The organism is Paraburkholderia sp. GAS41 (assembly GCF_050436545.1).
Classification (GTDB): domain Bacteria; phylum Pseudomonadota; class Gammaproteobacteria; order Burkholderiales; family Burkholderiaceae; genus Paraburkholderia.
Map to the genome: position 1 here is coordinate 624,594 of NZ_JBNDMK010000001.1, position 13,707 is coordinate 638,300.

Genomic DNA, 13,707 nt, shown 5'->3' on the forward strand with positions numbered 1-13,707 from the left:
TTGGAATGTGTTCATCATCCAGCCGCGCGGTAATCGGAAACAGCAGCAGATTCGTACAATGCGTGGTAAGCACGGGGCGCGGTTGCCGAATGTTTCGACGTGGGCTTGAATCACAACCAAAGCACGCTCGTTCTTTTTGTTGATAATTTATCTTATGTCAAATTACAAAAACGCTTTCCTTCACATCCCACACCGCGCCTCGACCGGCCTGCAACACCTGTTCGGCTAACGTAATCACAGTGACCACCCACAAAGGTTTGAAGGAAACCCAGCGGTCATACAGCAAACGACCTCGAAGCGTCGCTGCGACATTCCTATCACGCTGCATCGATTATGTTGGTGTGCTGGATTCTGAAATCTGGGCGTTTGGCGAGACTAAGTCCCCATTCTTCGAGAAGACAGTCGCGCACCAGTTCACCTGTCCCGTAGGCATCTGCCTCCTCAGGAATATCACAGTACAGCGCGATATCCGTTGCGTTACGCCGTTGTTGATAAAGCTTCGACATGTCGCCATACATCGAGTGGTACCACATCGCCGCCTCAGCACGCGCTTCGCTGCCCGGATTCAGATTGAGCGCCGCCCCACGAATGATCTGACGCGCCACCGGAAAGGCCGTTTTGTGAGGATTCGGCGGGGCCGCGGGCTTCCTCATCGCACTCGCTTTCGGCAAAAAATGCTCTTCGTAGATTGAAATAAGGTCTGTCACGATGTCCCGGCGTTTCTCGTTCTGTAGCACGTAGACCCACTGCACGATGCGGTAAACCTGCTCGCAATGCCGACATTCATGGCTAACCGTGTCGGCGTACTCGGCCAGTATGTAGCGGACCACATCGTTTGGGTCCACATCAATCGAAGTGGCAATCCCCTCGACTCCAAGCGGCGTCGCAATGACGTCCGCGAGATCAGACGGCAGCGTAATGACCCATTTGAAAGGCGAAAAGCTTCCGGCCGAGTAAGTTGGATTTTTGGCGTGAATTTTCGCCGGTTCGGGGACAATCGCCGCGGGCCGCGGGACACCAATTTCGGCGAGCGCATTGATTCCCACCCCCAGCACGCCGCGAGCCGCCATTCGAGCGGACGGCAACGACTTGTCGCGATTGAAGAGGCTCGATCGAAACCATCGTTCAAAGGCGATCATGGGATCGATGAGCAAGTTGCGTATATTTTCACGCAAGCCAGTCGCCATTTTTTCACTCCACTCAGAACACGTCAGGCGCCCCACCGCACTTCACCCTCCCTGCGCGACACGCTCCTCGAGCCTGCGCCGAACTTTCGCCACGTTGATCCCATACGGACCGGGCGTGTCGGCAAGCGGCATATACGGCGCAGGCGTATGCAACAGATAGGCCTGCGTTTCGTCGATCACGATCCGGTCGCTCGGGTCATAGCCCATATTGCCAAGCTGACGGGTCAGTTCGGCACGTTCTTCGTAACTCAAGCCCTGCCACCAGAATGCACGACACGCGTGCGCGTACGCGTCGTCGGAGAAATATTGCCAATGACCCAGCTCATGGCTGAGGATCGCCGCCCGGATCGGCGCGTCGATCATCTCGCCCCCTGGAGCGGGTCCCATCCCCGGAATGGTGATCAGGAAATCGCGTTCGTTCAACGCTTTCCAGCTGCCGTTGTCGTCATAAATCAGGTGCCATCGGACGAGGATCGTCTGCAACGCGTGCTCGCCATTGGTCAGCAACATATGCTGCCGACGGGCCACATCGAAGAAATAGGCTATCTCTGTCGTAGCGAAATTATTGCCGGCCGTGAGGCCCGCCGGATCGGCACCAAAACGCCGCGCATGCGCCGCGATCTCCGCCATCGTCACGACACGATCGCGCGGCATGTCCCTGCGTTCGAGCAAGGCTACGACGCGCGAGAACATCGCTCCCTGATCCGCGAGATCCGGCGCATGCATGACGAAGAGGCCCGGACGGTCTGTGATGGTGAAAAGCATCAACCTGGGCTCGGCAGGCAATGCGGTTGCAAGTTGCGCAAGCGGAACAGGCGATGCCTCAGCATGTTCCGCCGCTGCCTCGAGCCGCGCGTCGTGCGACTGCCCGAGCGCTTCGCCCGGCAGCCACATGAGCAGGCATTGCGCCGCCACGCACGCCCCCGCCAGCAGACGCCCCCAGCGCACTCGCCGCGGTTTCATGGACAACCCTCCTTACGGCCGGGTTTAGTCGGTCACCGTCACGATGGTCACACGGCGATTCTCCGGAGCCGTCGGGTCGCGGGTATTCAGAGGCTCGGTAGAACCCTTGCCGACCGACGACAGACGCTCAGACGCGATGCCGTCCTTCTGTGTCAGGTATTCCACCACCGCCGCGGCACGATCTTCGGACAGCTTCATGTTGGCATCCGCATTGCCGCGCGGATCGGCGTGACCTTCCACGCGGAATTTATACGCCGACAACTTTTCCGATTGCAGCGCCTGCGCCACTTTGTCCAGCGCGGCCTGCGCCGTTTCGGTGAGCGTCGACGAGTTGGTGGTAAAGGTGATGAGCATCTGCGCGGCGGGCGTTTTCGCGGGCCCAGGCGGCCTGCCCGGCGCGCCCGGCTGTTTGTTCGACAGGACAAACCCGCGCGTAACGATGTTGTCGCTCCCCTCTTGCGGTTCGAGCGCTTTTGTTACGGACTGCTCGTTAATGTCCTGTTCTTTCAGGACGGGTTCCTGGGCATATGCGAGGCGGCCCGCCGCAGCAAGGCACAGCACCGCAAAAGCCACTGGGCGCGCAAGCCGGGTACTGAAAGCACAACGTATCAAGTGTGACATACGGCAACCTCCGAAGAATTCCAGTCATGGGCGCAGCTTGACGACCGACTCCCACCCGACGTTCGCGACATCCATCAGACCAGCAAAACGTTGTCCGTCCGGCAATGCCGTTCCAATCAGCAATGATGCCGGCACGGCACCCGATCCTTCGCTCCACCACGCACCCACTCCGGGCGTGACACACGCAGCGAGCCGGTCGCCGAAGCCTTCGCCGGCCTGCACCTCGTCCTCGAGCGTCATCCGCCATGGACCCGGCGTGGATTCACGCCCGGCCGGCCCCCACGTATTCAACTCCGCGTCAAAGCGCTCGAGCTCGAAGCCGTCGGCGAGCGTCGACAGGGCGCGCCGCGTGGCTTCGTCATACCAGGCCTGAGCCACGCTGAGCCAGCCGGGCAACTCTCCGCCCGGCACGGGTGCCGCCAGCGTGAACGGAAAGTACCGCCCCACCCGGTCGACGCCCGGCAGCAGCACGCCCACCCAGGCCGACGCGCCGCACACCCCCGCCCCCAAGGCGAAACACCACACCGGCATGGTCAGATACACGGACAACCACTGTGCACCGAACGACTGCTGGCCGAACAACATCCCCTGTTGCAGGCATTCATCCCATGCCTTGACGAATTCCACCGGCAAGCGCCGCGACACGAAATCGCCGTGCGTGCGGACCTTGCCGAAAAAGCCTGGACCTGGCAGGACCGCATCGTTCATAGCTGATCCATGCAGCGGAACTGTTCCAGTGCCGTGCGCCGAAACGGATTTACCACACTGCTCGCGTCGAGTTCCAGTGCCGCCTGCCGGCCGTCCGAGTCGAAATTCAATTTGAAGCGGTCGGCTTGGGCGGTCGGTACGAGGCTGGCGCCGTCCATCAAATGCAGCAGCGCCCACGGCCCGTCGGCGCGCGCGGCGGCGGCGTTGCCGGGCGGAGCGAATTCGACGTGCGCCTGCCCCGTGCCCTTCCCGCTTGGCCACTGGAACACCATGGATTGCAACTGGTCCGGCTTCACGACGAGTTGCTGGCCGTCGATATCGAGCGTGAACTGCGTAATCGCGGGATCGAGCGAGACCGCCTTCACCGAGAAGCGCACCGAGACGTCACGTCCACCGCCACGGAAAAATGCGTCGCGGATCTGTGCCGCGCGCTGGAACTGCGCGAGCACGTCCACGGGAATGCCGAACGAATCCGCACCGGCACGCCAGCGCCATGTCGGGCCGGACATGTCGACCAGGTTCGCGAGGTTCTTCTGGAAGAAGTCGTCGACGAGGCCGCCAGGACCGAGAATCCGGCCGAAGTCGTCGGGCGCCGCATCACGCGTGGAACTGCGCACCAGCGGATAGCGCCCATCGAGCGCCTGCCGGCACAACTGCGCGACGTTCGACTGCCAAAGCGCGTTGAGCCGGGCCCGCTCGCCACCGACCATCAGCGACGACGCGCTGGTCGCCACATCGTTCGCGACCGCCGCGAGCGGCGCGGGGGCACCTTGCGCCGCCACCTTGAGCTTGTTCAGCGCATCGCCGGCCGGCGGCGCCAGACCCTGGCGGCGTGCCGCGTCCGCCGCTTCGAGATACGCCGCCGCATCCTTGATCGCCGCGAGTTGCGTGTCGAGCGGAACCGGCCCTTGCGCGCCCGGCTTGCCGGCGAGATCGTGCAGTCCCTGGAAATGCGCATCCACGGGATTGAGCTCCGCGGCAGGCGGCGGCGCCGTTTCGTCCGGCTGATTGCCGAGCGCGTTCTCGAGACGCTTCTTCACGGCATCGAGCTTGCCGCTCAACGCCGCGCCCGCCTGTTCGGTCAACGAACCACCGGTCTTCACGGTTCCGAGCGTGGTTTCCTGCGCCGCGGTCAGCATCAGCGAACGCAGCGGCGAATCGGCTGCGGCCAGCAGATTGGCGACGCGCGCCCCTTTCTCGATGCCGTCGATCGGCACCACGTCGATATCGTTTAGCAGTGCATCCCATTGCCGGATGTACTCGTCGTAATAGAGACGGGTCATCCCTGCCTTCAGATCGTCGATGCCGTTCGGAGTGAGCACCGATTCTTCCCTGCCGAGCACCCAGTCGTCCCTGGCCACGTCGATCACCGCCTGCTCGCGCAACTGGCCGAACTTCTGGTAGCCCGCCCGCGTGTAGGCACCCGACACCCCACGCGTCAACGGCGCACCGCTCTTGCGCACCAGCACCAGCGCGGCGTTACGCCCGGCCGCATTGGCGACGCTGAATTCCGCCAGTTTCGCCTGTTCGAGGTCGCGCTTGACTCGGTTGAACATGCGTTGTGCCAGAGGCATCTTCGCCAGCGTGGCCCGCGCTTGAGCAATCAGGTCCTTGTCGAGCGGCAGCGATGCATCGAACTGTGCTGGCTGAAACAGCGCGGCGAGGTGGCCGTCGAGATCGTTGCGCTGGTCGTCGGATGCGTCGCGCAACGGCCCGCGCCGCCAGTCGACATCCGCCCACAGCCGCACCGAATCGGCGTCGTAATGCAGCGAATCGCCCAGCATCAGATAAGCGCGCAGCACTTCGTACTGGAAGTCCGGATTGTTGGCGTCGCCGCGGCGCAGCTCTTCCTCCATCCTGCGCACGACGAGCGGCAACAAGGTTTGACGCAGCAGGCGCCGATAACTCGCCTCGGCCTCCAGCCCCAGTTTGTCGCCCTGATAGAGACCGAGCCGCGATAGCCATGGGACGCGCTTGTCGCGGTCCGCATAGCCGCCGGGAATATCGCGGGCGGCGTTGAGCAGCGGCAGCAACGCGAGCGGGTTGTCGCCCGCCTGCGTGTTCTGGGCCAGCTTCTGCAGATCGGTCACGTGTTGCTGCACATCCGCGATATACGCGCTGTTGCGCTGATAGCTGATAAAAAACAGCACCAGCGCGAGCACCACGACCACACCGATCAGGCCCAACGCGGCGCGCTGAAACCAGGCGCGGCGCCGTTCGAGTTTCGCGTTGGTCCCGGCCAGCCCCGCTTCCTGGAAAATCACGTCGCGCAGCAGCCGGGTGATGAAGTAGGCCCGGCCGCTCGCCGGATCGGGCAGCACCACCTGACGTTGCAGGCCGAGTGCCGCCGCCATGGCGCTCATCACGCGGTCGATCGGGCGTCCCTCCTGGGTGCCGCTCGTGAAATACACGCCACGCAGCAAGGCCGATTGCTCGAAGCGGGAGGTACTGAACGTTTCGTCGAGAAAGGCGCGCAACACATTCTCGAGTCCGGCGAACTGCTGCGGAAAACCATAGATGAGCGCGCGCCGGCGGGTGTCGGTTTCCTGCTGCATCCGGCGCAGTACGTTGGCCTGCAACTGCTTTTCGAGCGCGTCGAATTCAGCCGGAAAAGCCGCCAGCGCATCGTCTGGCGTTCCCTTCTCGGCGAACTCGAAGGTCACGCCCCAAACCTGTTCGCGCTCGTCGCGGCCGAGGTCGTCGAAAAACTCGGCGAAGCCGGCGAGCAGATCGCATTTCGTCACCACCACATAGACCGGAAAGCGCATGCCGAGCTGCGTGTACAGCTCCTTGAGCCGCTCCCGCACGGCGGACGCCTGGAGCGCCCGCTGGGTCTCCGTGAGTTGCAGCAGATCCTGCGCCGACAGCGCGACGATCACGCCATTCAGCGGCCGCCGTGGACGGAATTTGCGCAGCAGTTGCAGGAAGCCACCCCATGCCGCCTGATCGGCTGCGGCAAAGCTGTCCTGGGTGGTGAAACGCCCGGCGGTATCGAGCAGGACGGCGTCGTCGGTGAACCACCAGTCGCAATTTCGCGTGCCGCCCACCCCACCGACGGCATGACTGCCCAGGCGCTCGGCGAGCGGAAACTTGAGGCCGGAATGCACCAGGGCGGTGGTCTTGCCGGTGCCCGGCGCGCCGACAAACATGTACCACGGCAACTGATACACATACTGGCTGCCGAAGCGGCCCTTCACGCGCGCCTTGCGTAGAATCGCCATCGCTTCCTCGAAGCGCTGCCTGAGCGCGGCGACATCCGCTTCGGACTCCTTCTTGCCGGGCGCGACCTCGGCCGGTCCTTGCGCCACCACGCGGGTGAAGTGGACGTTGGCGAGCCGCACCCGCAGCCAGCGCACACCCCAATACAGCGCCCACAGCAGCAGCAGGATGACGATCACCGTCCAGCGGCTGCCGGCCGTTTCGAGCGGTGCGTTGCCCGCCCAGGCGAGCAGCGGCCCCTCGATCCACACGATCAACGACAACGCGAGCACGCCGAGAAGCGAGAGCACGACCGGACGCCACAGCCAGCTGATCAGTTTCATGGGCGGTCCCCTCCGGACCCTGATGGAGAGATGGCGAGCGCGCTCACGATGCGGCTCCTGGCGCCAGAACGGTGATATCGACGCGGCGGTTTTTTGCACGGTTCGCGGCGGTATCGTTCGGCGCGACCGGCTCGGTATCGCCGCGGCCTTCCGCCGTGAACCGGCCCGGCGATCCGGCACGCGCCGCGAGGAGGTTCTTCACCACTTCCGCGCGTGCCTGGGACAGATGCCAGTTGGACGGAAAGCGCGCCGACATCAAACGCTGATTGTCGGTATGACCGGCGACCACGACATTGCCGGAGACATCCTTCAGCGCGTCGCCAATGCGCTGGATCAGCGGCAGATAGTCGGGTTCGAGATCCGCGTTGCCCGACGCGAACAGGCCGTCGCCGTTGATCTCGACGATCGTGCGGTCCGGCTGCTCGGTCACGCGCACGAGTCCCTTGGCGACTTCGGGAGCGAGGAACTGGGCGAGTTTCGGCGCGGGCTTCGGCGCGGCCGCGACGCGCGCGGCAAGCAGCGGCGCAGGCGCGACACGCACGCCGTGGAGCGCCGCGAAGACCTGATCCGAGGCGTCGTTCAACCTGAAACTCAGCGCCAGGTGAACGATCACCAGCAGCACACACGCAGCCGCCGCGGCGACCCACAACGGCAGCAACTGCAGCAACGGTTTGCGTTCCGCCTTGACCGGCAGCCAGTGCGGCGACAGCTCGCGTTCAGCGGCGCCGCGCTGCGTGCGGATCATCTGTTCGAGGCGTTCGCGGACCGTATCGAGCTGGCTACGCCCGCCATCGACGAGCCGGTAGCGTCCCTCGAAGCCCAGCCCCAGGATCACGTAGATCAGTTCGAGAATGTCGACGTTCGCGGTCGGGTTCTGCGCGAGACGTTGCAGGATCAGGAAGAAGCGCTCGCCCCCGGACGCCTCGTTGTGGAACGTCACCAGCAGGCTTTGACGCCCCCACAGGCCCGCTCCCCATGGCGTGCTGGAGATGGCTTCGTCGAGGAACGTACACAGGCAGTAACGCGACGCGCCGAGTTTCTCGTTGTCGATGCCGTTGGCGCGGCCCTGCGTTTCGAAGGCGCGCATCATTTGCATGAGTTGCGTGCGCAGTTCCTCGATGTTGGGGTGCGTCGGCAATTGACGCAGCGGCTGCGCCAGTTCGAGCAACGGGTTCGCCGCCCGCAGCAGCGGATTCAGTCCGCCCGCCGTCGACGGTATCGGCGCGGCGGTCGTCGCCGCCGCGACGAAGGCCGCACGCGCCCCGCCCGGGTTTGGAATCAGGATGGTGGCGCCGGGATCATCGGCGGGGCCACGTGGTAGGTCTGGAGTCACGATGAGTGTCCTCAGTGTGCTCAATCAATCCATCAACGGCGGATGGCCCAGAATTCCATCGTCAGCCCCGGGAATTCGCCCGCGACGTGCAGCGCCATACCGGCCGACGTCGCGAACTGCTTCCATAGTTCGTTGCCACGATCGAGTTCGAAGTAGGTAAATCCAGCATGAAAAGGCAGTTGCCGCGGCGCCACCGGCAACGCGCGCAGGCCGATCCCCGGCAACTGCAGATTGACCAGATCGCGGATGCGCTCGACCGGGCCGATCTTCACCTGCGGCGCAAAGCCGGTCAGGATCTGCTCGGCCGGCATCTGGGCGCGCACCGCCAGCACGAACATGGCCCCGGCAAAGAGATTCTTGTCCGGCACGAGCGCCACCCGCAGGCCGAACTTGCGCTCTTCGAGCGGGATCGGCACGGCATGCGGATCCATCACCATGCTGAGCGACGCGCGCAGATCCGCGATCACCGGCGCAAAAGTTTCGCGCAGCCCCTCGTGCCGGTACACCGGATACGCAGGCGGGCGCTTTGCTGCCTGGCTGAAGGTTGCCAGCTCCCCGGCCAGTTGCACGGCCACGCGGTACAGGTCTTCGGGATGCAATCCTGTCATCGTCGCCAGATGCGAGGCCAGCGGTTCGTGGCGATTGATCAGCTGTAACAGCAGGAAGTCCGACACTTCCGCGACGCCGGTCACGCCCGGCTGCGCGAGGCGCGCGGCCAGCGCCTCGCCGCGCTGATGCAGCAAGCCAACCAGATCGGCGACGAACGCGGCCAGCCGGCGCGCCACGGCAATGTCGAGACACGGCGGGTGGTAGTCGCCTTCGAGCACCACCCGGTTGTCCGGCAGGCGCTCGACCACCCGCGCCACGCCCAGCACGGTGTAGGCGTTCGCGACGTCGGACTCGAGCGCGAGGCGCACGCGGAGTTTGCCGACCTGCATCAGCGCCGTGCCCGCGTTCGGGTCGTTGCTGTCGTTCACTTCGAGTTCGTCGATTCGATGCCGCGCAAAATTCTCACCGGTTTCGGCATTGCCCGTCTCGGCCACTCCCGGACGCCGCACCGGCAGCGCGAGCGTCACCAGCGCATTGCGCGTGCCCTCGGGAATATCGAGCGGCTCGGGCAGATCGTCGTCAGCCGGCAGGTTGAACGGGGTGCCGTCCGGCAACACACCCGAGCACGCCAGAAGCGCGAGCTTGCCCAGCTTGAGCAGCGGCTCGTCGATTTCGAGCGTCGTGAAACCCCAGCTATACGGACGCAGCCCCGCGGCTCGCGTCTCCAGTTGCCTCTGCAGATAGCGGTCGTGCTGCTGCAAATGCTGGGGTTGCAGGAACATCCCCTCCGACCAGATTACTTTGCTGTTCCAGGACATTTGTTCTCGTTGTTGAAGTAAGTCAGCCTCGATCCGGCGGCTTCCCCGCGCCGGTCCTGCGCAGCTCGCCCAAAGCTTCGATCTGCGCTTCGTATGCGTCGTTGAATGCCTTGCCGAAGAGCCGCTGGAAGTCGTCTTCCGCTTCGCGTGCCACCGCGCCCTGCAATTCGACGAAGCGGTCCCACAGCTTGGCCTTGCGATTCGACAGTACCTTCTCCAACACCCCCTGCTCGCTCAACTGAGCCTCGATGGTGGCCGGGTCGAAACGGCCGAGCACATGCGCGAGTGCCGCGCGCATGCCCGCCATCACCGCCAGCTCATGCGATTCGATGTCGTTGAAGGCGCGTTCCAGCGCTGCGGCGGGCGGCAGGTAACCCGCGCCTCGACCCGTCAGCATCTGCGACAGTGCGCTGTCGACATCCGGAAAGAATTTGAGCGGGTTGTTGTCGCGCGCGATGATCACGGTCACTTCGAGGCGGTTTTCCCGCTTGGTCAGCGAGCGAGCCCGCAACACGGCCATCGTGCCGCGCAGCGATTCGCGCAGCATCGCGCCAGCCAGCCGCGCCAGTTCCAGTTCCGGGAGATTCGGCGCGCGCGACGGATCGAGACCGAGGCCGTCCAGCAGCGCTGCAAGTGTGGGGCTCAGGTTTGCGGCCGTTGCTGGGGCAGAGGCACGCGTGGCGGGTTGTGGCGCGGTGGCGACTGCAGCAACCTGGGCGACCGGAGCGGCTGAGTCGCCTTGGGCGACCGGAGTGAACGGAGCGGCTGGGGCGGCGGCCGGCGTGTAAGGCGTGGCTGCGTAGCCAGACTCATCCATGGCGGCAGGCTCCGGCCGGCTCGCGGGCGCGGGCATGGACGGCGTCGCCGCGAGCGGCGCGAAGGCCGCCGCAGCGGGCGACGCCGGCGCAGCCACAGGCGCTGCCGGAATCGGAATCGGAGTCGAAGCCGGAATTGGCGCGAGGAAATCAAGCGGCCCCGGCTCGGCATGCGCCGGGGGCGACGGGCTGCCCGAGGAGAACAGATCGTCGAACGGAGTCGTTTCTCCGCCAGACAACGGTCCGTCGAGCAGGCTCGCAGGCAAGCCGGTGGGGCCGGCCTGTACCGAAGGAAGCGGGGTCCCCAGCGGCGGCGCTGCGAGCGGCGCCAGCCGCTCCGGCGGCGCGTAGTGCGACGGCGACGGCGACGCCAACGGCGGCGCTCCGGACGGATGGGCCGGCGGTGTTTCCCACTGCGCGAGCGCGTCCGCCAGTGGGTCGTAATCGGCCGGGATACCTCCGTGAGCGGAGGACGAAAGCGGGGACGAAACCGCAGGCGAAGGAGCAAATGAGGCCGCAGGCGACGACGACGCAGGCGCAAATGAACCCACAGGCGCCTCTCCCCTCTCCCGCGACACCGGCACCGCCACCGGCGCCGAAAACGCCTCCATCTCGGGCGAGATGTGGTCGCTTTCCGAACCCGCATAGCCCGGCCGCGACGAAATCCGGGACGCTTCACCAAAGCCCGGCTGCCCGAGCGGATCGAGCATCCCCAGACCAAATGCATCGCCTGTCAGATCGCCGAGCGGCGGCCCGCTCAGCACCTGCGCGGCGGCGAGCGGATCCACGCCGCCCGTCAATCCCCGCGTACCGCCGCTGCGCTCGGCAAGCGTCACTTCGAGCAGGTACGGGCCGATCAGCAGACGGTCGCCGTCCGCCAGCCGCGCCTCCCGCGTGCCACCTAGGGCGCGCTGGTTCAGCACACTGGGATTGCTGCCGAGATCGCACAGCAGATACTCGCCGTCGCGATACTCGACCCGGGCGTGCACCCGCGAGATCGCACGTTGCTGATCGGGCAGCACCAGGGTGCAGTCGCTTGCGCGCCCGATCGTGCCGCCGGCCGGTCCGAACTCGGTCGTGATCGGTTCGGCCACCGGCTCGTCGTTGAACTTCGCCACCCGCAGCGCAAGAATCGGATTGTTCAGTTGCATCCCAAGCCCCGTCAGATAAACGTCCCGTCACGAGCTGATCTTTTTGGTGCCGTCGTCGGCGTCCTTCGGCGCGCTCGGCGCCGTCGGCGACGAACCGTCACCCGAACCGGCCGAGCCACCCGAGTTCAGCAGGATCGGCGTGCCCGATACCGCGACACTCGCCGGCCCCACCACCAGAAATGCACCGCCAGCCTTGAGTGTAATGCTCACGCCAGCCTCGATCACGACGTTCATACCCGCCTTGATGTGAATGTTCATGCCCGCGTCGATGGCATAATCCATGCCGACTTTTTCCTGCAGTTTCTGCCCGACCTTGAGCGACGCATTGCCGTCGACGGCCGCGTTCTGGTCGCCGGTCACCGCGTCGTGGCGGGTGCCGGTCACCGCGACGAATTCGTTGCCCGTGACCTTCAGATGGCGATCATTGCCGACGTTCGTCAGCGTATCGTTCTTGATCCAGGTCTCGTGATCCTTCTCCGCGTGAAAGAACAATTGTTCGGAGCCCTTGGTATCGTAGAAGCGCATTTCGTTGAAACCGCCGCCGCCCTTCGTCGAATTGCTCTTCAGGGTCGAGAACGCGGCATTGGCCGGCAGCTCGTAAGGCGGCATCGTGTTGGCGTTGTACACACAGCCGGTCACGAGCGGACGGTCCGGATCGCCTTCGACGAAATCGACCACCACCTCCTGGCCGATGCGCGGCAGGAAGAACGCGCCCCAGCGCTTGCCGGCCCAGCTCTGCGAGACGCGCACCCAGCAGCGTTTCATGCGCGCGCTGGCGTCCGCCGGCGGGGCGAACTGCTCCCAGTGAAACTGCACCTTGATCCGGCCGTATTTGTCCGTGAGTATTTCGTCGCCGTCGGGCCCGACCACCATCGCCGTTTGCGGACCCGCCACCACCGGCCGCGGCGTGACTCGTTCCGAACGGAAGTGATTCTCCTTGCGCACGGCAGTGAAGCTGCAGTCGAACAGCGGCAGCGCACTGTCGCCTTTCAAGCTCGACACATACGTATCCGAATTGATTTCATATGCGGCGCTGACCACCAGGTAGTCGTGATTCTGCTTGTCGGACGCATGACCCTGCAGCTTGAAGAGGCCGCCGGGCCAGATGCCGCGGACGCTGGCCCGCCCCGAAATGCTGTCGTTACGGGTCTCGCGAATCTCCATGCCGACCTTCGCATAGCGGTCACCGTCGGCTGCCGCGACGTGCCCGCTCAGATGCTCCTGCATCGTGTACACCGGCGGGTCATACACCTTCGGCCGCGTCGCGCGCGACAGCAAGCCTTGCTGGTTGCTCGACGACGGCTTCTCGAAATCGTAATCGTTGACTTCGTATTTGCCGGTCTGCAACTCCGCGCCCGACGACCACTGATAGATGCACTCCTTTTCGTGCGTCAGTTCATGCCAGGCATCGTATGAGATGGTCGGATAGTGATCGATCGCGGTATGCACGTCGCCGGAATCGGTCAGGATGAGGGTGTGCTTGCCGTTCTGGTGTTCGACGTAGTAGTAGATGCCCTCGTGCTCCATCAGCCGGCTGATGAAGTCGAAATCCGTCTCGCGGTATTGCGCGCAATGTTCGAGCGAGGGGTAGGTCGCCACGCATTTGTTGCTGACGTCGACGTCATAGTCCTGCAGCACGCTGGTGATGATGGACAGCACCGTCATCTGATAAAAAAAGCGGCTGTGCGAGGCCCGCGTAAGCAGCCACAGCCGCGGGCGCACGAGCGCCTCGTAGCGCGCCATCCGCTGGCGGACGCGGTCGCCGGGCGCGATGATGCGAAACGCGGTGACGATCCCGTTGATCTGCCGCTCGCCCCCAGCGGGCAGCGCCAGCGCAACCGACATGTCCTGGCCGAGCAGGTCGCCGGCTTGCAGGTCGTTGCTCGGGCTCAGCAGGTCAACGTGAAATTCGTACAGTCGCCCCAGTTCCTCGGTGCCGCGCAGGCGCAGAAACCGCAGATCCGACCCGCCAGGGGCGCAGCTCACGGTGACGTTGCGGTTCGGGTCTTGAGAGGTCATA

At 64.7% G+C, this 13,707-nt stretch carries 9 protein-coding genes; all 9 read right to left on the reverse strand.

From position 1 onward, the window contains the following. Window positions 1-317 precede the first annotated feature (317 nt). Genes P3T43_RS02765 through P3T43_RS02805 form a run of 9 tightly spaced genes read right to left on the reverse strand, consistent with a single transcriptional unit; the run spans window position 318 to window position 13,706 of the window. On the reverse strand, window positions 318-1,187 hold the full coding sequence (locus P3T43_RS02765; protein ID WP_429279485.1) for a hypothetical protein: 870 nt from the start codon (window positions 1,185-1,187) through the stop codon (window positions 318-320). Between the two features lie 42 nt (window positions 1,188-1,229). After that, the gene (locus tag P3T43_RS02770) at window positions 1,230-2,150 is read right to left on the reverse strand and encodes a hypothetical protein (protein ID WP_429279486.1); all 921 of its coding nucleotides are present in this window, start codon (window positions 2,148-2,150) and stop codon (window positions 1,230-1,232) included. 24 nt (window positions 2,151-2,174) lie between these two features. Continuing rightward, window positions 2,175-2,771, reverse strand: a complete 597-nt coding sequence (locus P3T43_RS02775) for an OmpA family protein (RefSeq protein ID WP_429279487.1) — start codon at window positions 2,769-2,771, stop codon at window positions 2,175-2,177. Window positions 2,772-2,795: 24 nt separating this feature from the next. Continuing rightward, entirely contained in the window at window positions 2,796-3,479 is a 684-nt protein-coding gene (gene tagF / locus P3T43_RS02780) for a type VI secretion system-associated protein TagF (protein ID WP_429279488.1), read from the reverse strand. Next, on the reverse strand, window positions 3,476-7,021 hold the full coding sequence (gene tssM, locus P3T43_RS02785; protein ID WP_429279489.1) for a type VI secretion system membrane subunit TssM: 3,546 nt from the start codon (window positions 7,019-7,021) through the stop codon (window positions 3,476-3,478). The genes tagF and tssM overlap by 4 nt, the downstream gene beginning before the upstream one ends. A 43-nt stretch (window positions 7,022-7,064) precedes the next feature. After that, on the reverse strand, window positions 7,065-8,354 hold the full coding sequence (locus P3T43_RS02790) for a DotU family type VI secretion system protein (protein ID WP_429279490.1): 1,290 nt from the start codon (window positions 8,352-8,354) through the stop codon (window positions 7,065-7,067). Window positions 8,355-8,386: 32 nt separating this feature from the next. Beyond that, entirely contained in the window at window positions 8,387-9,721 is a 1,335-nt protein-coding gene (tssK, locus tag P3T43_RS02795; protein ID WP_429279491.1) for a type VI secretion system baseplate subunit TssK, read from the reverse strand. Window positions 9,722-9,743: 22 nt separating this feature from the next. Then, a complete protein-coding gene (gene tagH / locus P3T43_RS02800) occupies window positions 9,744-11,687 on the reverse strand; it encodes a type VI secretion system-associated FHA domain protein TagH (protein WP_429279492.1) in 1,944 nt (647 codons plus the stop codon). Between the two features lie 27 nt (window positions 11,688-11,714). Continuing rightward, window positions 11,715-13,706: a type VI secretion system Vgr family protein gene (locus tag P3T43_RS02805; protein WP_429279493.1), complete on the reverse strand. Its 1,992-nt coding sequence runs from the start codon at window positions 13,704-13,706 to the stop codon at window positions 11,715-11,717. Between the last annotated feature and the right edge of the window lies 1 nt (window position 13,707).

What these genes read in the sequence shown, in the direction of transcription:
- P3T43_RS02765 (WP_429279485.1), bottom strand. Translation starts at nt 1,187, where the DNA reads ATGGCGACTGGCTTGCGTGAAAATATACGCAACTTGCTCATCGATCCC.
- P3T43_RS02770 (WP_429279486.1), bottom strand. Translation starts at nt 2,150, where the DNA reads ATGAAACCGCGGCGAGTGCGCTGGGGGCGTCTGCTGGCGGGGGCGTGC.
- P3T43_RS02775 (WP_429279487.1), bottom strand. Translation starts at nt 2,771, where the DNA reads ATGTCACACTTGATACGTTGTGCTTTCAGTACCCGGCTTGCGCGCCCA.
- tagF (WP_429279488.1), bottom strand. Translation starts at nt 3,479, where the DNA reads ATGAACGATGCGGTCCTGCCAGGTCCAGGCTTTTTCGGCAAGGTCCGC.
- tssM (WP_429279489.1), bottom strand. Translation starts at nt 7,021, where the DNA reads ATGAAACTGATCAGCTGGCTGTGGCGTCCGGTCGTGCTCTCGCTTCTC.
- tssK (WP_429279491.1), bottom strand. Translation starts at nt 9,721, where the DNA reads ATGTCCTGGAACAGCAAAGTAATCTGGTCGGAGGGGATGTTCCTGCAA.
- tagH (WP_429279492.1), bottom strand. Translation starts at nt 11,687, where the DNA reads ATGCAACTGAACAATCCGATTCTTGCGCTGCGGGTGGCGAAGTTCAAC.
- P3T43_RS02805 (WP_429279493.1), bottom strand. Translation starts at nt 13,706, where the DNA reads ATGACCTCTCAAGACCCGAACCGCAACGTCACCGTGAGCTGCGCCCCT.